Raw genomic sequence first — 17,131 nt, forward strand, 5'->3', positions numbered from 1 at the left:
TCCCGATCGGAGGACCCATTGCCGCACCAGCCCAGCGACACGCAGGACGACGCAACAGGAACCGTGCCGACCGATGCCGGCGCCAGCCTCGCGGCTCTTGTCGCCCGTGCCGAGCGTGCAGGCAAGGGCGCCCCGCCGGTGGAACGCTGGGAACCGGAGTTCTGCGGCGACATCGACATGGTGATCCACGCCGATGGCCACTGGAGCTACAATTGCTCGCCGATCGGTCGCCCGGCCCTGGTGCGGCTGTTCTCCACCGTTCTGCGCAAGGATGCCGACGGGCGCACCTATCTCGTTACCCCTGTGGAAAAGCTCGGCATCACCGTCGAAGACGCGCATTTCCAGGCCGTGGAGATGAATCGCGAGATCCATGACGGTGAACCGCTCCTGACGTTCCGCACCGATGTCGGCGACGTCTGCGCCGCAGGGCCGGAGAATCCCCTGCGCCTTAGCATCGGTCCGAATGGCGAGTTTCGCCCCTATGTCACGGTGCGCGGCCGGCTGGAGGCGCGGCTGACCCGGGCGCTGGCCTTCGATCTCGCCGACCATGTGGAGACCGACGGCGAACGCCAGTTCGTGCGCTCCGGCGGCGCGACCTTCGACATAGCCGCATCGCAGGCCGGGTCCTGACCGTGCTGGCCGCAGACCCGACCGGACGGGGCGCCGCCGATGACGCGCCTGCCGGGCGCTACAACGACTTCACCGCGACCGATCTGCGGGCGCGGATCGCCGCGCGCGGCTGGGCCGGCGATGCCGCGCCGACGCGTGAATATGGCGACCATCTGCTGAACCCCGATCTCGTCCAGCTGATGGAGCGCGACCGGGCGCGGGACGCCGCCGTGCTGGTGCCGATCGTCGACCGGGGCGAGGGTGCGACGGTGATCCTGACCACCCGCACCGCGCATCTGCGCAAGCATTCCGGCCAGATTGCCTTTCCGGGAGGCTCCGTCGATCCGGAGGATGCGTCGCCGGAAGCCGCCGCCATCCGGGAAAGCGTCGAGGAGATCGCGCTCGATCCGCACCACGTGGAACCGGTCGGCCGGTTGCCGCGCTACCTGACCACGACAGGCTTCCGCATCACCCCCGTCGTCGCGATCGTGCGGCCGGGTTTCAGCCTCGTCGCCAATCCCGACGAGGTGCAGGACGTTTTCGAGGTGCCGCTCGGCTTCCTGATGAGCGAAGCGAACCACCGCGAGGAAAGCCGCATCTGGCAGGGCATCGAGCGGCGTTACTATGTGATGCCCTTCGGCGAGCGCTTCATATGGGGCGTCACCGCGGGCATCATCCGCACATTGTACGAAGGACTTTACGCATGACCGCCACGACGATCGAGGCAGACTGGCTGACGACGCCGGCTCTGCAGACCCTGCTGGCAACCCTGTCGGCCGATGGCGAGGAGGCGCGGATCGTCGGTGGCGCCGTCCGCAACTCCGTGCTCGGCCATCCGGTAAGCGACATCGACATCGCCACGACGACGGTGCCGGGCGAGACGGTGCGCCGCGTCGAGGCGGCCGGCTTCCGCGCGGTCCCGACCGGGATCGAGCATGGCACCGTAACCGTCGTGACGCCCGAGCATGCCTACGAGGTCACGACCCTTCGTCGCGATATCGAGACCGATGGCCGCCACGCGGTCGTGCATTTCGGCCGCGACTGGAAAGCCGATGCCGAGCGCCGGGACTTTACGATCAACGCGCTCTATGCCCGTGCCGACGGCAGCATCGTCGACCTCGTCGGCGGCATCGAGGATCTCGGCAGCCAGACGCTGCGCTTCATCGGCGATTCGGAGACCCGGATCCGCGAGGATTATCTGCGCATCCTGCGCTTCTTCCGCTTCTTCGCCTGGTACGGGAAGGGCCGGCCGGACGCCGCCGGCATACGGGCTGCGACGCGCCTGAAGGAGGGGCTCGACGGACTGTCGGTCGAACGGGTCTGGACCGAGCTGAAGAAGCTCCTCGCGGCACCGGACCCGTCGCGTGCGCTGCTGTGGATGCGCCAGACCGGCGTCCTGACCCGCATACTGCCGGAGAGTGAGCGCTGGGGGATCGACGCGATCCATTCGCTGGTGGAGAGCGAGGGAGCCTTCGGCTGGGCACCCGATCCGATGCTGCGGCTCGCAGCCATTGTGCCGCCGGATCCGGCGCGCCTGACCCAGATGGCGGAACGGTTGAAGCTGTCCAACGCCGATCGCGATCGCATCGTCGGCTTCGCCATCGCCGAACCGGCAAAACCGGAAGAGAGCGACTCCGCCTTTCGCTCCCGGCTGTATTTCGGAGATCGGGCCGCCATCGCCGACCGGCTGCGGCTGGCCGTCGCATCGGCGCGCGGCAAGGCCGAATTCTCGCGCGAGACGCTCGACGCCATCGCCAGGCTAACCAGCCAGCTGGAAATCGTCGCCACTTTCGCGCCACCTGCCTTCCCGGTCAGCGGCGAGGATCTGAAATCGGCCGGTATCGCGCCGGGGCCGGAGATGGGCAAGACCCTCGACAGGCTGCGCAAGCTGTGGGCGAGCAGCGGCTTCGTTCTCGGGCGCGAGAGCCTGCTCGAACGGGTCTGACTCGGTCCGCAGCATCGCACCGATACAAAAAAGCGGGCCTCGCGCCCGCTTTTTCTACGCCGCGATCGTCGATCGACGGATATTCGCCTCTTCGCGGGTGCGGGTCCGCATCGCATCCAGCATTGCCGGCGAGATGTGCTCGAGGCCGAACTGGCGGGCCTGAACGATGGCCCTGCGGATGACTTCCGCCTCGGACTCGGCGCGAATGACTCTCCGGCAACCGGGAATTACGCCTGAACAATCCAGCTCATACATGAGATCCTCCCTGATCCGTCACGACTAGAGCAGGAAAAACGTCCGATCTTTTAAATGGTTCAAGGTCGACGGAAAGTTTCGCTGCCTGTCAGGGCCATTTCACCACGGGCGGCATCGACGACAGGATCGAGTTGACGTTGCCGCCGGTCTTCAGGCCGAACAGCGTGCCCCGGTCGTAGAGCAGATTGTACTCCACATAGCGACCCCGGCGAATGAGCTGCTCTTCACGATCGGCCTCGGTGAACGGCTGGACGACGTTCTGCCGGACGATGTGCGGATAGACGACGAGAAACGCCTTGCCGACATCGCGGGTGAAGGCGAAATCGGCGTCCCAGCCCCCGGCCTCGTCGGACGAGTGCAGCCAGTCATAGAAGATACCGCCGACGCCGCGCGCCTCGTTGCGATGCGGCAGATAGAAATAGGTGTCGCACCATTCCTTGAACTTGGCGTAGTCGGCGACGCCCGAATGGCGGTCGCACACGAACTGCAGGGCCTTGTGGAAGGCGAGCGTGTCGCGGTCGTCGTCGGTCCTGCGCCGGTCGAGCGTCGGAGTGAGGTCGGCGCCGCCACCGAACCACTGCCTGGTCGTCACCACCATGCGGGTGTTCATGTGGACGGCGGGCACGTTGGGATTGCGCATATGGGCAATCAGCGAAATGCCGGAGGCCCAGAAGGTCGGGTCCTCTTCGGCGCCGGGGATCTGCTTGCGGAACTCGGGCGAGAACTCGCCATGCACCGTCGAGGTATGGACGCCGACCTTCTCGAAGACGCGGCCATGCATCATCGACATCAGGCCGCCACCGCCTTCGTTCTCGCGCGACCATTCGGTCTGTTCGAACCGGCCCGGCTCCAGTCCGGTCTCCTCGCCGAAACCGTCCTCGATCTCCTCGAATACCTTGCAGATGCGGTCGCGCAGGGCCTCGAACCAGGCCTGGGCGGTCGCCTTCTTGGTTTCGATGTCTTCGGGAAGCCCCTCGGGCAAATTCGGCCGTTCCATGCGACGCACTCTTTTCGATGCTGGCGGGACATCCCGCACTGACTGTCTGGCACTTGCGCCGGTCTCTCGGACCGATGCGCCGCCGGTCTTACAGGCACGACATCTGGAGCCGAACCGCAAAATGCCAACCTCGTGACGAGGCGGATGGTCTCCGTTGTGCCGGTATCGCGCGATTCGCAAAAGCGTTCGCTGCCCGCTATCTTGTGGGTCCTGACGATCGGAAGTTCGAGAGACGACCAGCATGTCCCGGTTGACACCGCCGCCGCTTGGCGGTCTTTCCCGCCAGCTCAAACGGACGCGCGGCTCACGCGGCGTCGGCCGCGATGCCAGCAGAATGGCGGGATCGGCAGGCGACAGCTTCGTGCGCGAGACCTTCATCCTGCCGCGCGACGCCGCGCGCACCAAGGCGCGCGAATGGCTCGATCGCTACCCCAAGGCGGCCTACTGGACGTCGGTGGAAAGCTGGCGTGCCCTGCCGGAGGGCGACATCGAGTTCACCATGCGCCGGCTGCCCAGCGCCGACTGACGGCGAAAGCACGGCCGATCGCAGCGCATCTCCGGCCGCGGCGTTTCAGAGCCCCGCCTGAACCACGATGTAGCCGGCATAGGCGACGAGCATGACCGCCGCCATCGGGCGCCCGATGGTGCGAAACGCGAAGAGATAGACCAGCATGGCCACCGCGATCGCGGCCATGATCGGCCCGTCCCAGATGGCGAAGCGGCCGGACACCGCGATCGGAGCGATCACCGCGGTCGCGCCGAGAATGCTCAGGATGTTGAAGATGTTCGAGCCAACGACGTTGGCGAGAACCACCTGCGACTGCCGCTTCCATCCGGCGATGAGCGCCGTTGCCAGTTCGGGAAGGGACGTTCCGATCGCGACAACGGTCACGCCGATCACGGCTTCCGATACGCCGAAGTCACGCGCGATGCCGACCGCGCCCGTGACCATCAGCCGGGCCCCGACCACCAGCATCACGATGCCGGCGACCACCCGGAGCAGCGCCGGCAGGAGCGCCAGACCCTCTTCGTCGTCATCCCTGTCTGCGTCGTCGCGGTCCGACCCTTTCGCAAGCCGCCGCCGCTTTTGCTCCAGCGCATAGGTGGTGAAGAGGTAGACGGCAAGAGCGGCGAGGAGGCCGGCGCCGGCCAGCCGGCCGATACTGCCGGTCAGGAAAAGCGCCACGGCGATGAGCGAGGCCGCAACCATCATGATCAGGTCGCGCCGGATTGCCGGATCGCCGTTGACGACCGGCGCGATGAGACCGGCGGCGCCGACGATCAGCAGGACATTGGCGATGTTGGAGCCGACGACGTTGCCGACCGAGATGTCCGGCGAACCGGAGAGCGCTGCCTGCACGGAAACCAGCAGTTCCGGCGCCGACGTGCCGAAGCCCACGATGACCAGGCCGACGACCAGTTTCGAGATTCCGTAGCGGGTGGCGATGGCGACGCTGCCGCGAACCAGGAACTCGCCGCCACCGAACAGGAGGACGGCACCGGCAACGAGGTAGGCAATATCCCAGACGATCGGCAATGCGGTCTCAACCCGAAATTCGAGGGCAGCAAGCCCGGTGATGGTTCAGGCGTACTGCCTGTCCGACATCGGCGATGTGGGAAGCCATCTTCGTTCCGCCAAGCGTTGTGGGAAGGAGATCCGGCAGAAACCGCATCCTGCAAGCCGGCGACACGACGCTGCGGACGAATGGGGGCATCGGAAAAAGGGGGGGGAGGAAAGAAATCGCGCGAGTTGAGCGATGAAAGGCCTCGGAACATCGTCGACGCAGGCCGGTTTGTCTTCGCCGATCAGGAATCAGCGACAGTTCCGCGCCTGGAACGGCGCGGCTTCGCGATCAGCGCGGATTGCTGCCCGGCTGCGGCATCTTGGCTTCGGCAACCTGCAGACGCTCGAGTTGTTCGCGGATCGACTGTGGCAGCCCTGTCGGCGCCGAGAAGCTCGGCGTGTTCTGAAGAAAACGCGCGATCTCCGACTGGCGCCGTCTGTTCGAAAGCGTTCTGGCCAGTTCACTCATTTCATTGGCCTTTCAGGTAGAAGAGAGCAAATTTCCAACGTTGGACAGGCAACGTGCCTTTCGCAGGTCGGTTCCTCATATTGCTTGGATTTGCTTAATCGGACGCTAACGATGACGATTCCGACTTGAGTTATTGTTGCCAGCGTAACTGTCGGAGAACTTCACCCGCCGCCATTCCGGCGGCGACGGCCAGATTGAGCGACCGTCCACCGCCATCCATCGGGATCGTCACCCTTGCGTCCGCCATCGCATGGATGGCGTTGGGGACGCCGGCGCTCTCGCGACCGAACATCACGACGTCTCCCGGTGCGAAGGCGAAATCCGTATAGACTTCGGAGCTGCGGGTGGTGAACAGCACGATCCGCCGTCCGGCCGCGCGGCGCGCCGCGTCGAACGCGGCGAAATCGACGTGCCGGACCAGCCGCGACATGGCAAGGTAATCCATCCCCGCACGCTTCAGCGCCCGGTCCGACAAGTCGAAGCCGGCCGGTTCGATGATCTCGACCGGCAGTCCCAGACAGGCGCCCAGCCGCAGGATCGTGCCGGTGTTTCCGGCGATGTCGGGCTGGTACAGCGCCAACGAGATCTGCGGCCCGCTCTCGGATGGCGTGTCGGTGCTGTCTGGTTTCACGATGCTGTCACTCGCCTGCGCTGTCCGGCCCCGTGATTCCGCAGCCAGGCTTCCTATATCCCGAATATGTCGGCGATGCTCCTGACAGGGGGCGAGCGCGCCATCCTTCGCAACGACGACACAGTCTGCAGTCAATGTCCCGCGGCATGGTCGCCGGGATCCGGGAGCGCCGCTCCGCCGCCGTTCGGGTGTTTCCGGAGCGGCGGAGCCGCCCCGACACACCGATTGGAAAGCCTTTTTGATGTTCTCGTTGTTCGAGAGGATGGTGGAGCCGTTCCCGCCGCGGGATCTGACCACGCCGCCGCAGGGCGGCCTGTTCCGTTTCGTCTGGTTCTACGCCAAGCCCGTCTGGCCGCTGCTCGTTGCGACCGCGATCCTGACCTCGCTGATCTCGATCGTCGAGGTCTCGCTGTTCGGTTTCCTCGGCCAGATCGTCGACTGGTTCTCGGGCGTCTCGCGCGAGACCTTCATGGCCGAGAACGGCCTGACGCTGGCGCTGATGGCGGCCGTGGTGCTGGTGCTGCTTCCGGGCCTCGTCTTTCTCGAAGGGCTCGTTACCTTCCAGGGCCTCGCCGCCAATTTTCCCATGCGTTTCCGCTGGATGGTGCATCGCTGGATGCTCGGCCATTCGATGGGTTTCTATCAGGACGAATTCGCCGGACGGATCTCCACCAAGCTGATGCAGACCGCGCTCGCCGTGCGCGAGACGGTGATGAAGTCGATCGACGTCTTCCTCTATGTGGTCGTCTATTTCACCGGCATCGTCGTCCTCGTGGCGGCGGCCGACTGGAAGCTGGTTCTGCCCTTCGCCGCCTGGGTCGCGATCTACGCGCTGATCCTGTGGTACTTCATCCCGCGCCTCGACCGGGTCTCGCAGAGTCAGGCCGATGCCCGTGCCGAGATGACCGGCCGCGTGGTCGACGCCTATGCCAATGTCGCGACCGTCAAGCTCTTCGCCCACACCCGGCGCGAGGCCGACTACGCGCAGCGCTCCATGCGCGGCTTTCTCGGCACGGTCTACGGTCAGATGCGGCTGGTGAACCTCTTCTATGTCTCGCTCTACGCGCTGAACTCGCTGCTGCTCTTCGCCGTCGGCGCCCTGTCGATCTGGCTGTGGCTCGGCGAACTGGTCAGCGTCGGCGCCATCGCCGCGGCGATCGGCCTCGTTCTGCGGATCAACGGCATGTCGCAATGGATCATGTGGGAGGTTTCGGCGCTGTTCGAGAACATCGGCACGATCCGCGACGGCATGTCCACCTTCACGATCCCGCACGCCATTACCGATCGCAAGACCGCGCCCGCGCTGGTCGTCGACCGCGGCGAGATCGCCTTCGAGAACGTCGCCTTCCACTATGGCCGCGGCGACGGCGTCTTGCAGGATTTCGAGCTGACCGTGCGGCCGGGCGAGAAGGTCGGCCTTGTCGGGCGTTCGGGGGCAGGCAAGTCCACCATCCTCAATCTTCTCCTGCGCTTCCACGACGTGGAATCCGGCCGCGTTCTGATCGACGGGCAGGATATCGCGACGGTGAAGCAGGAATCGCTGCGCAGCCAGATCGGCATGGTCACGCAGGACACCTCGCTGCTGCACCGTTCGATCCGCGACAACATCCTCTACGGGCGGCCCGACGCCACCGAGGCCGATCTTCTGCGCGCCATCGAACGCGCCGAGGCGGCCGACTTCATCGCCGAGCTTCGGGACATCGAGGGACGCAGCGGGCTCGACGCGGAGGTCGGCGAGCGGGGCGTCAAGCTCTCGGGCGGCCAGCGCCAGCGCATCGCCATTGCCCGCGTCATGCTGAAGGACGCGCCGATCCTGCTGCTCGACGAAGCCACCTCGGCGCTGGACTCCGAGGTCGAGGCGGCGATCGCCGGCAATCTCTACCGTCTGATGGAAGGCAAAACCGTCATCGCGGTCGCCCATCGCCTCTCGACTATCGCGGCCCTCGACCGGCTGATCGTCCTTGACCAGGGCCGCATCGTCGACGAGGGGACCCATTCCGAACTGCTCGACCGGGGCGGCCTCTATGCGCAATTGTGGACCCGCCAGACGGGCGGCTTCCTGCTCGGTGACCCCGACGCGGATGCGGCCTCGACCATAAGGGCCGCCGAATGATGGACCGCTTTCTCCGGCGCTTCGAGACGCTGCTCGATCCCTTCGAGGATCAGGGGGAGAACCGCGAGGATGCGCGGCTCAATCGCACCGGCCATCTGGCCCCGCTGCCGTCGGAGACCAACCGCTTCATCTGGCACTTCGCTCGTCAGGCGAAATGGCCGCTAGGAGCCCTGCTGATCACGGGCGGGCTGACCGGGGGCATCGAAGCAGCGCTCTATACCGGCGTCGGCTGGTTGATCGACGCCATGGAGCGGTCCACGCCGGCGACGTTCCTGGCGGAGAATTTCTGGCTGGTGGCGATCCTCGCCTTCCTGACGCTGATCGGCCGCGCGCTGGTGCTGTTTGCCTCCTCGGTGCTGGAAGAGCAGGTGATCTCGCCGAGCTTCTACAATCGCATCCGATGGCAGAGCTATCGCCGGCTGATGGAGCAGACCTACACCTTCTTCCAGAACGACTTCGCCGGACGGCTGTCGCAGAAGGTCCAGCAGGTCGGGCAGGCCACGGGCGACTTCATCACGACGATCCTCCAGACCTTCTGGTCCTTCGTCACCTTCATCATCCTGACCGTCAGCATCCTCGGCGCCATCGACTGGCGAATGGCGATGGTGCTGGGCCTGTGGACGCTCGGCTATGTCTGGATCATCCGCAATCTCCTGCCGAAGATCCGCGAGAACGGCCGGGCGGCCGCCGAGGCCCGGTCGGTCGTTTCCGGCCGCGTCGTCGACAGCTTCACCAATATCCTCTCGGTGAAGCTGTTCGACTCGTCCCGGCGCGAGGATGCCTTCGTGAAGGACGGCTTTGGTTATCTCGTCGACGCGGTACGACGCATGACCCGGGCGCTCACCGGCGTGCGCACCGCGGTCGCCGTCCTCAACGGCCTGATGATGACCGGTGTCGGAGCGGTCGCGATCCTCGGCTGGCAGGCGGGCAGCGTCACCACCGGCGGCGTTGCGATCGCGCTGGGCCTGGTTCTGCGCCTCAACCAGATGTCGGGCTGGATGATGTTCAACATCAACGGTCTGGTGCGCAATTACGGTACCATCCAGGACGCCGTCGCCACCGTGACCGCGCAGCCTGCGCTGGTCGACCGTGCGGACGCACAGCCGCTGACCGCGACGCGCGGCGAGATCCGCTACGAGAACGTGACGTTCCACTATGGCAAGGGTGGCGGGGTCATCGAGGATCTGTCGCTCACGATCCGGGCGGGCGAGAAGGTCGGGCTCGTCGGCCGCTCCGGCGCCGGCAAGACGACGCTCGTCAACCTGCTGCTGCGGCTCTACGACCTCGAGGGCGGCCGCATCCTGGTCGACGGGCAGGACATTGCCGCGGTGACCCAGGCCTCGCTGCGCGGCGCCGTCGGCGTGGTGACGCAGGACACGTCGCTGCTGCACCGCTCAATCCGCGACAACATCGCCTATGGCCGGCCCGGCGCCGACGATGGCGACATCCTCTCGGCGGCCGAGCGCGCCAGCGCCGAGGAGTTCATTCCCGGCCTGCGTGACCCGAAGGGCCGCAGCGGCTACGATGCCCATGTGGGTGAGCGGGGCATCAAGCTCTCGGGTGGCCAGCGCCAGCGGATCGCCATTGCCCGCGTCCTCCTCAAGGACGCCCCGATCCTCGTTCTCGACGAGGCGACCTCGGCGCTCGATTCGGAGGTGGAGGCTGCCATCCAGGACAATCTGTCCACCATGATGCAGGGCAAGACCGTGATCGCCATCGCCCACCGCCTGTCGACGCTGGCCGCCATGGACCGGTTGATCGTGCTCGACGAAGGGCGGATCGTGGAGGAGGGGACCCATGCGGAGCTGATCGCCGGCGGGGGACTGTATGCAAGCCTTTGGGCACGCCAGTCCGGCGGCTTCCTCTATGCGGGCGACGCCACGAGGACCGAACCAGTTCCTCAGGAGCCCGATCGCGCCCCCGCATGAGGGCCATGACTGGTCAGCCGGCACCCACCCGGCTGCCCTGAGGCTTGTGATCGCACAGCGACACTTGGACCTTGGAGCCCTTCCAGTCTGGACAAGCGCCAAGGTTCGCGCATAGAAACGCCCGAAATCGTAATCCTGTCAGGAGCGTGGCGATATTGCGTCATGTCTCCTCTTGCCGCACGGGGTCGAATCCGCAACAAGCGGGGCGATCCGCGCACGATCAGTCAAGGAGTGGCAGCCGCCGTGAGCCTCAACGAAACCACCGAACCCAGCCGTCGGGATTTCCTCTACATCGCCACTGGTGCGGTCGGCGCAGTCGGCGCGGCGGCGTTGGCCTGGCCGTTCATCGACCAGATGAACCCCGATGCCGCGACGCTCGCTCTCGCCGAGATCGACGTCGATGTCAGCCAGGTCGAGGTGGGCCAGTCGATCACCGCCAAGTGGCGCGGCAAGCCGATCTTCATCCGTCAGCGTACGGAAGCCGAGATCGAGGAGGCCCGTGCGGTTCCGCTCGAAGAGCTGAAGGATCCGATCGCCCGGAACGCGAACCTTTCGGGTGACGCGCCGGCGACCGACGAAAACCGTGCGACGGAGGGCAAGGAAGCCTGGCTGGTGATGGTCGGTGTCTGTACGCATCTGGGCTGTATCCCGCTCGGCAATTCCGGCCCGTTCGACGGCTGGTTCTGCCCGTGCCACGGATCGTCCTATGACACCGCCGGCCGCATCCGGCAGGGGCCGGCGCCGACGAACATGGACATCCCGCCCTATACGTTCACGTCCGACACCACCGTCCGCATCGGCTGATCCGGGAGAAGGTTACCCATAATGAGCAGTCATTCTTCCTACGTGCCGTCGAGCGGTGTCATGCAGTGGCTGGACGCCCGTCTGCCGCTACCGCGCCTCGTCTACGATTCCTTCGTGGCATATCCGACGCCGCGCAACCTGAACTACGCCTACACCTTCGGCGGAATCCTCGCGATCTTCCTGGTCTCGCAGATCCTCACCGGCGTCGTCCTGGCCATGCACTATGCGGCCTCCTCGGGCATCGCCTTCGAGTCGGTCGAGAAGATCATGCGTGACGTCAACTGGGGCTGGCTGCTGCGCTACATGCACGCCACCGGCGCGTCGTTCTTCTTCATTGCGGTGTATCTGCACATCTTCCGCGGCCTCTATTACGGCTCGTACAAGCAGCCGCGCGAGGTGCTCTGGATCCTCGGCGTGATCATCTTCCTCTTGATGATGGCGACCGCTTTCATGGGCTACGTTCTGCCCTGGGGCCAGATGTCCTTCTGGGGCGCCACGGTGATCACCGGCTTCTTCACCGCCTTCCCGCTGATCGGCGAGCCGATCCAGCAGCTGCTGCTTGGCGGCTTCTCAGTGGACAACGCCACGCTGAACCGCTTCTTCTCGCTGCATTACCTGCTGCCCTTCATGATCGCCGGCGTCGTTATCCTGCACGTCTGGGCGCTGCATGTGACCGGCCAGACCAATCCGACCGGCGTCGAGGTCAAGTCGTCGAAGGACACGGTTCCGTTCACGCCGCACGCCACGGTCAAGGACGGCTTCGCGATGGTCGTGTTCCTTGCGATCTTCGCCTATTTTGTCTTCTACCTGCCGAACTTCCTCGGCCATCCCGATAACTACATCGAGGCAAACCCGCTTCAGACGCCGGCTCACATCGTTCCGGAATGGTACTTCCTGCCGTTCTACGCGATGCTGCGCGCCATCACCTTCAACATCGGCCCGATCGATTCCAAGCTCGGCGGCGTGCTGGTGATGTTCGGATCGATCATCGTCCTGTTCTTCCTGCCGTGGCTCGATACCTCGCGGGTGCGCTCGGCGGCCTATCGTCCCATCTACCGGGTGCTGTTCTGGGTCTTCGCCTTCGACTGCGTGTTCCTGGGCTGGCTCGGTGCGAAGCCGGCGGAGGGCATCTACCCGACGCTCGCCCTCATCGGCACGATCTACTACTTCGCGCACTTCCTGATCATCCTGCCGATCCTCGGTCTCGTGGAGAAGCCGAAGAAGCTGCCGAACTCGATCACGGAGGCCGTGCTGGCCAAGCATGGCGGCAGCGGTCGGCCGGCCGGCGCGACTGCTTCACCAGAGACCAAAGGCTGAGCTCGGACGGCTTCGGAGAGAACATTCCATGATTAGACTATTGTCAGCCCTGCTCGCGGCCGGCGTCTTCACCGCTCCGATGTCGGTGGCGATGGCTCAGGACGCACAGCCGGAAGCGGTCGAGGCTCAGGCCGAGGCCGAAGGCACGGAAGCCGAGGGTGCGGCGGCCGAAGGTGCAGCCGAGACCGAGGCGGAACACGAGGCCGCAGCCGAAGAGGGACACGGCGAAACGCCGCATTACCCGCTTCGCAAGCCGGAAGAGATGAGCTGGAGCTTTGCCGGCCCGTTCGGTCATTACGACCTCGGCCAGCTGCAGCGCGGTCTAAAGGTGTACAAGGAAGTCTGCGCCTCCTGTCACGGGATGAACCTCGTGGCGATGCGCACGCTGACCGATCTCGGCTACAGCGAAGCGCAGGTGAAGGCCTTCGCCGCCGAATACACCGTCCAGGACGGCCCGGATGATTCCGGCGAGATGTTCGAGCGGCCCGGTATTCCGTCGGATTACTTCCCGGCGCCGTTTGCGAACCCGGCAGCCGCCGCTGCGGCCAATGGCGGTGCCCATCCGCCAGACTTCTCGCTGCTCGCCAAGGCGCGCGCCGTCGAACGGGGTTTCCCGACCTTCGTGTTCGACATCTTCACCCAGTATGCCGAAGGCGGTCCGGATTACATCCATGCCCTCTTGACCGGATACGGCGAAGAGGCACCGGCCGATATCACGATCCAGCCGGGGACCTACTACAACCCGTACTTCATCTCGGGCCCCGCCCTGGCGATGCCGCCGCCGCTGTCGGACGACCTGATCGAGTATCCGGATGGGGCGCCCCAGACCGTCGATCAGTATTCGCGCGACGTGACCGCCTTCATGATGTGGGCCGCCGAGCCGCACATGGTCGAGCGCAAGGCAACCGGCCTCATCGTGATGGTCTTCCTGATCATCTTCGCCGCGATGCTGTTCCTGGTGAAGCGCCGGGTATGGGCGGGTACGCCGCACTGATCGTCGACGACGTGAACGATGATGGAATCGAGGGGGCTACGGCCCCCTTTTTCCTGCGCCGGTGCAAGGGCAGCATGTGGCCTGCCGACCCGTTCGCATGATCCACTTCAGCCGAGGAGACGCGTTGCATGTATATCGCGATGAACCGCTTCAGGGTGCTGCCGGGCGCCGAACAGGAGTTCGAAGCGCTCTGGCTCAACCGGGAATCCCGGCTGCAGGACGTGCCGGGCTTCGTCGAGTTCCATATGCTGAAGGGCCCGGCCAGCGAAGAGCACACGCTCTATGCCTCGCACACCGTCTGGCGCGATCATGGTGCGTTCGAAGCCTGGACGCGATCCGAGGCGTTCCGCGCCGCCCACGGCAAGGCCGGCGGTACGCGCCCGCTCTATGACGGGCATCCGCAGTTTGAAGGATTCGACGTGATCCAGACCATTGGACGAGAGGACGGCGCGTGAGCACGAGCAAGGCAGCTTCGATGGCCAAGGGCTTCGACTTCACCGCGGCGATCCGGACCATCCCGGACTACCCCAAGCCCGGCATCCAGTTCCGCGACATCACGACGCTTCTAGCCGACGCGGATGCCTTCCGCGGCGCCGTCGATGCGCTGGTCGATGGCCATCGGGACGAAAAGGTCGATCTCGTGGCCGGCATTGAAGCGCGGGGCTTCATCCTCGGCGGTGCGCTCGCCCACCAGCTTTCCGCGGGCTTCGTACCGATCCGGAAGAAGGGCAAGCTGCCGCACGACACGATCCGCGTGGCCTACAGCCTGGAATACGGCGTCGACGAGATGGAGATGCACCGGGATGCCGTCCGTCCGGGCCAGCGCGTGCTGCTCACCGACGATCTGATTGCTACGGGCGGCACGGCGGAAGGCGCGGTCAAGCTGCTGCGGGAACTGGGCGCCGAGATCGTCGCGGCCTGCTTCGTCATCGATCTGCCCGATCTGGGCGGACGCAAGCGGCTCGAAGCGCTCGGCGTGGAAGTGCGCACGCTGATCGCATTCGAAGGCGACTGACGGCGCGGACGGCAATGGCAGGCAGATTTGCCGGTCAGGCGGTCGCCAGAGCCGCGCTGGACGCCCGGCTGGCCTCGGCCGTGGCGCAGAAATCGCGCAGGAGGTAGGCGCCGAGATCGGCGGCCTCCATCGGACGGCTGAAATAATAGCCCTGGAACTGGTTGCAGGTCATCCGGGTGAGGATGTCGATCTGTTCGGCATCTTCGACACCTTCTGCCGTCACGCTGAGATTGAGCACGCGGCCGAGCGCCAGGATCGTTTCCAGGATTCCGTGGGCAATCCGATCGTCCTTGATCGCGTTGACGAAGGACCGGTCGATCTTCAGCTTGTCGAACGGGAATTTGCGCAGATAGGAGAGGCTGGAATAGCCGGTTCCGAAGTCGTCGAGCGCGATCCGCACGCCGAGCGCTCGCAGCCCATGCAGCACGGCTACGACCGTCTCGGGATCGTCGATGAAGAGGCTCTCTGTGATCTCCAGTTCGAGCCGGTGCGCCGCAAGGCCGGAACTGGCGAGCGCGTCTTCCACATCCGCCTTGATCGTGCCGTGCCGGAACTGGTCGACCGAGACGTTGACCGCCACGGTCAGACGATCGCCCCATGCGACCGCGTTGCGGCATGCTTCGCGCAGGACCCAGGCCCCGATCCCGCAGATCGCGCCGGTCTGTTCGGCAAGCGGGATGAAATGGTCGGGCTGGACGCGCCCGTGCAAGGGATGCTCCCACCGGACAAGGGCCTCGAAGCCGAGCGTCTGGCGGGTGCGGCTGTCGACGATCGGCTGATAGTTGAGAACCAGTTCGTTGCGTTCGACGGCGCATCGCAGATCGTATTCGAGACGGTGCCGATCCCGCAGGCGCTGTGCCATTTCGCTTTCGAAGAAGCAGAACGTGTTCTTGCCGGCTGCCTTGGCCTCGTAGAGCGCCAGGTCGGCGTTACGCAGGAGATCGTCGGGATTGGCGCCATCGAGCCCCGGAAAGGCGATGCCGACCGAGCAGCCCACATTGGCCAATTCGGCACCCAGGCTGAAGGGCGTGGCAAAGCACGCCAGAATGGCTGCCGCCAGACGGTCGGCCGAGGCCGTATCGGGCGCCGAGTGGGCGACGATGGCGAACTCGTCGCCGCCGATCCGCGCCACCATGTCGCCCGGCTCCACGATGCGCAGCAAACGGGCCGCGACCTGCCGCAGGAGCTGGTCGCCGGTGAGGTGACCGTTGCGATCGTTGATCAGCTTGAAATTGTCGAGGTCGAGATAGAGCAGGCTGGAGGTTGGGCCGTGTGGCGGCGGGGACGCGCAGATGCGGTCGATCTCTTCGGCAAACCGGCTGCGGTTGGCCAGGCCGGTCAGGCTGTCGTGATGGGCGAGATAGGCGATCCGGCGCTCGGCATGCGTGGTCGCGGTGATATCCGACGCCACCCCGCGATAGCCGGTGAAGGCGCCATCATGGCCGAAGATCGGCTTGCCCGTCATGGCGATCCATGCCGACCCCTGCTGACCGGGCACCTTGATGATCGCCTCGCGGAACGGGGTGCGTTCGAGCATCGGCTGGGCGACGGGCGACAGGTCGAGGCCTTGTCCCGCGAAGGTCTGGTCGCTGTTCGATATCAGACTGTCGGTCCCGCGACCGAAGATCTGCGAGAATCGGTCGCCGCCGCGCACCAGTTGTCCGTCGTGATCCGTCTGCCAGATCCAGTCGCTCGTGCCTTCCTCGAATTCGCGCAGGAGGAGCTCGATGATCGAGGATTGTTCGGCGAGCTTCTGATGGCCTTCGAAATTCTCCTGCAACAGTTCGCCACGTGCGCAACTCGCGCGATAGACGATGAAGGTGAAACCCAAAAGCAGAGCCAGGAGGAAATAGTCGTTCGTCCCCTGCGAGATGCCGAGTGCGGCCGCCGATCCGACGAACAGCGGGATGATGAAGGCCTGCAGGGCTCGCTTCAGCGCGGACAGCGCAAAGCCGCCGCCGCAGATCATTCCCATGGCGATCACGGCGATGACGCTCTTCGCATCACCATCGGAGGAGGGATAGAAGGTCAGGATCGCCAGACCCCACCAGGTGCCGAGGATGAAAGCGTTCCGCACGGCATGCGCGGTGGCGCGGCTCGATGCCGACACCAGCGGTGCACGCCGCTGGAAGCGCGACCAGGCGCGGATCGAGACCAGAACGATATAGGACAGGCCCAGGAGCCAGATCAGCGCCCAGGGAGAAAACGCCTCGCCGGATGACATGCCCAGAATGATGATCGCGTTCATCACGTTGCCGAACATCATGACCGGGGTGGTCTTGAGGATGCTCGTCAGCTGGACGCCGCGCAGACGATCGGCGGCGTGGCCTTGAGGCTCTTCCCGGGCAGGCTTGGCGGATGATGCGTCGAACATGATGGATGGGTGCCGCTGACGAACTGATCCACTCATCAATGTCCGTTGCCATCTAACATGACGTAAAGCGGCGCGCGTAATCGCAGATTTTTGATTGGTTTAGGTCAAAAGTATGA

The 17,131-nt window shown here is 65.3% G+C and carries 17 protein-coding genes; 11 read left to right on the forward strand and 6 right to left on the reverse strand.

What is annotated here, in order from left to right; all coding sequences use genetic code 11:
* Positions 1-63 precede the first annotated feature (63 nt).
* Genes H536_RS0110345 through H536_RS0110355 form a run of 3 tightly spaced genes read left to right on the forward strand, consistent with a single transcriptional unit; the run spans position 64 to position 2,554 of the window.
* The gene (locus H536_RS0110345; protein ID WP_029703037.1) at positions 64-630 is read left to right on the forward strand and encodes a DUF1285 domain-containing protein; all 567 of its coding nucleotides are present in this window, start codon (positions 64-66) and stop codon (positions 628-630) included.
* Positions 631-632: 2 nt separating this feature from the next.
* Positions 633-1,316: a CoA pyrophosphatase gene (locus H536_RS0110350; protein WP_024350408.1), complete on the forward strand. Its 684-nt coding sequence runs from the start codon at positions 633-635 to the stop codon at positions 1,314-1,316.
* A complete protein-coding gene (locus H536_RS0110355) occupies positions 1,313-2,554 on the forward strand; it encodes a CCA tRNA nucleotidyltransferase (protein WP_024350409.1) in 1,242 nt (413 codons plus the stop codon). The genes H536_RS0110350 and H536_RS0110355 overlap by 4 nt, the downstream gene beginning before the upstream one ends.
* Before the next feature lie 54 nt (positions 2,555-2,608).
* Here H536_RS0110355 and H536_RS22540 read toward each other — a convergent pair whose 3' ends face one another.
* Complete coding sequence (locus H536_RS22540; RefSeq protein ID WP_024350410.1) at positions 2,609-2,809, reverse strand: DUF1059 domain-containing protein; 201 nt, start codon at positions 2,807-2,809, stop codon at positions 2,609-2,611.
* A gap of 88 nt (positions 2,810-2,897) precedes the next feature.
* Positions 2,898-3,806, reverse strand: a complete 909-nt coding sequence (gene hemF / locus H536_RS0110365) for an oxygen-dependent coproporphyrinogen oxidase (RefSeq protein ID WP_024350411.1) — start codon at positions 3,804-3,806, stop codon at positions 2,898-2,900.
* Positions 3,807-4,047: 241 nt separating this feature from the next.
* Here hemF and H536_RS22545 point away from each other — a divergent pair, with 241 nt between their 5' ends.
* A complete protein-coding gene (locus tag H536_RS22545; protein ID WP_024350412.1) occupies positions 4,048-4,332 on the forward strand; it encodes a hypothetical protein in 285 nt (94 codons plus the stop codon).
* 45 nt (positions 4,333-4,377) lie between these two features.
* Here the strand turns inward: H536_RS22545 and H536_RS0110375 are convergent, their stop codons facing one another.
* From H536_RS0110375 to H536_RS0110385, 3 genes are all read right to left on the reverse strand, one after another.
* Positions 4,378-5,343, reverse strand: coding sequence for a calcium/sodium antiporter (locus H536_RS0110375; RefSeq protein ID WP_029703039.1), 966 nt, complete (start codon positions 5,341-5,343; stop codon positions 4,378-4,380).
* Between the two features lie 316 nt (positions 5,344-5,659).
* The gene (locus tag H536_RS0110380) at positions 5,660-5,839 is read right to left on the reverse strand and encodes a hypothetical protein (RefSeq protein ID WP_024350414.1); all 180 of its coding nucleotides are present in this window, start codon (positions 5,837-5,839) and stop codon (positions 5,660-5,662) included.
* Between the two features lie 130 nt (positions 5,840-5,969).
* Positions 5,970-6,470, reverse strand: a complete 501-nt coding sequence (locus H536_RS0110385) for a tRNA (cytidine(34)-2'-O)-methyltransferase (protein ID WP_081651888.1) — start codon at positions 6,468-6,470, stop codon at positions 5,970-5,972.
* Between the two features lie 241 nt (positions 6,471-6,711).
* On the opposite strand from H536_RS0110385, the gene H536_RS0110390 reads away from it, so the two are divergent.
* The 7 genes from H536_RS0110390 (at position 6,712) to H536_RS0110425 (ending at position 14,641) form a co-directional block, all read left to right on the forward strand.
* Positions 6,712-8,583, forward strand: a complete 1,872-nt coding sequence (locus tag H536_RS0110390) for an ABC transporter ATP-binding protein (protein WP_024350416.1) — start codon at positions 6,712-6,714, stop codon at positions 8,581-8,583.
* Positions 8,580-10,511, forward strand: coding sequence for an ABC transporter ATP-binding protein (locus H536_RS0110395; protein ID WP_024350417.1), 1,932 nt, complete (start codon positions 8,580-8,582; stop codon positions 10,509-10,511). Before H536_RS0110390 ends, H536_RS0110395 begins: the two co-directional genes overlap by 4 nt.
* 243 nt (positions 10,512-10,754) lie before the next feature.
* Complete coding sequence (petA, locus tag H536_RS0110400) at positions 10,755-11,315, forward strand: ubiquinol-cytochrome c reductase iron-sulfur subunit (protein WP_024350418.1); 561 nt, start codon at positions 10,755-10,757, stop codon at positions 11,313-11,315.
* An 18-nt stretch (positions 11,316-11,333) separates the two neighbouring features.
* On the forward strand, positions 11,334-12,632 hold the full coding sequence (locus H536_RS0110405) for a cytochrome b (protein ID WP_155898452.1): 1,299 nt from the start codon (positions 11,334-11,336) through the stop codon (positions 12,630-12,632).
* A 28-nt stretch (positions 12,633-12,660) separates the two neighbouring features.
* The gene (locus H536_RS0110410; RefSeq protein ID WP_024350420.1) at positions 12,661-13,626 is read left to right on the forward strand and encodes a cytochrome c1; all 966 of its coding nucleotides are present in this window, start codon (positions 12,661-12,663) and stop codon (positions 13,624-13,626) included.
* A 128-nt stretch (positions 13,627-13,754) separates the two neighbouring features.
* A complete protein-coding gene (gene hmuQ, locus H536_RS0110420) occupies positions 13,755-14,081 on the forward strand; it encodes a heme-degrading protein HmuQ (RefSeq protein ID WP_024350421.1) in 327 nt (108 codons plus the stop codon).
* A gap of 20 nt (positions 14,082-14,101) precedes the next feature.
* Positions 14,102-14,641: an adenine phosphoribosyltransferase gene (locus tag H536_RS0110425; protein WP_024350422.1), complete on the forward strand. Its 540-nt coding sequence runs from the start codon at positions 14,102-14,104 to the stop codon at positions 14,639-14,641.
* A 34-nt stretch (positions 14,642-14,675) separates the two neighbouring features.
* On the opposite strand, the gene H536_RS0110430 is transcribed toward H536_RS0110425, so the two are convergent.
* Positions 14,676-17,015 (reverse strand): putative bifunctional diguanylate cyclase/phosphodiesterase, encoded by a 2,340-nt coding sequence (locus H536_RS0110430; protein ID WP_024350423.1) that lies wholly within the window; start codon positions 17,013-17,015, stop codon positions 14,676-14,678.
* Positions 17,016-17,131 lie beyond the last annotated feature (116 nt).

The sequence above is a fragment of the Aurantimonas coralicida DSM 14790 genome, assembly GCF_000421645.1.
Lineage (GTDB): Bacteria > Pseudomonadota > Alphaproteobacteria > Rhizobiales > Rhizobiaceae > Aurantimonas > Aurantimonas coralicida.

Excerpts from the sequence above, each read along its gene's own strand:
- H536_RS0110380 (WP_024350414.1), bottom strand. The coding sequence starts at position 5,839 with ATGAGTGAACTGGCCAGAACGCTTTCGAACAGACGGCGCCAGTCGGAG.
- H536_RS0110395 (WP_024350417.1), top strand. The coding sequence starts at position 8,580 with ATGATGGACCGCTTTCTCCGGCGCTTCGAGACGCTGCTCGATCCCTTC.
- H536_RS0110355 (WP_024350409.1), top strand. The coding sequence starts at position 1,313 with ATGACCGCCACGACGATCGAGGCAGACTGGCTGACGACGCCGGCTCTG.
- H536_RS0110430 (WP_024350423.1), bottom strand. The coding sequence starts at position 17,015 with ATGTTCGACGCATCATCCGCCAAGCCTGCCCGGGAAGAGCCTCAAGGC.
- hemF (WP_024350411.1), bottom strand. The coding sequence starts at position 3,806 with ATGGAACGGCCGAATTTGCCCGAGGGGCTTCCCGAAGACATCGAAACC.
- H536_RS0110390 (WP_024350416.1), top strand. The coding sequence starts at position 6,712 with ATGTTCTCGTTGTTCGAGAGGATGGTGGAGCCGTTCCCGCCGCGGGAT.
- H536_RS0110425 (WP_024350422.1), top strand. The coding sequence starts at position 14,102 with ATGGCCAAGGGCTTCGACTTCACCGCGGCGATCCGGACCATCCCGGAC.
- H536_RS22545 (WP_024350412.1), top strand. The coding sequence starts at position 4,048 with ATGTCCCGGTTGACACCGCCGCCGCTTGGCGGTCTTTCCCGCCAGCTC.
- H536_RS0110410 (WP_024350420.1), top strand. The coding sequence starts at position 12,661 with ATGATTAGACTATTGTCAGCCCTGCTCGCGGCCGGCGTCTTCACCGCT.
- H536_RS22540 (WP_024350410.1), bottom strand. The coding sequence starts at position 2,809 with ATGTATGAGCTGGATTGTTCAGGCGTAATTCCCGGTTGCCGGAGAGTC.
- hmuQ (WP_024350421.1), top strand. The coding sequence starts at position 13,755 with ATGTATATCGCGATGAACCGCTTCAGGGTGCTGCCGGGCGCCGAACAG.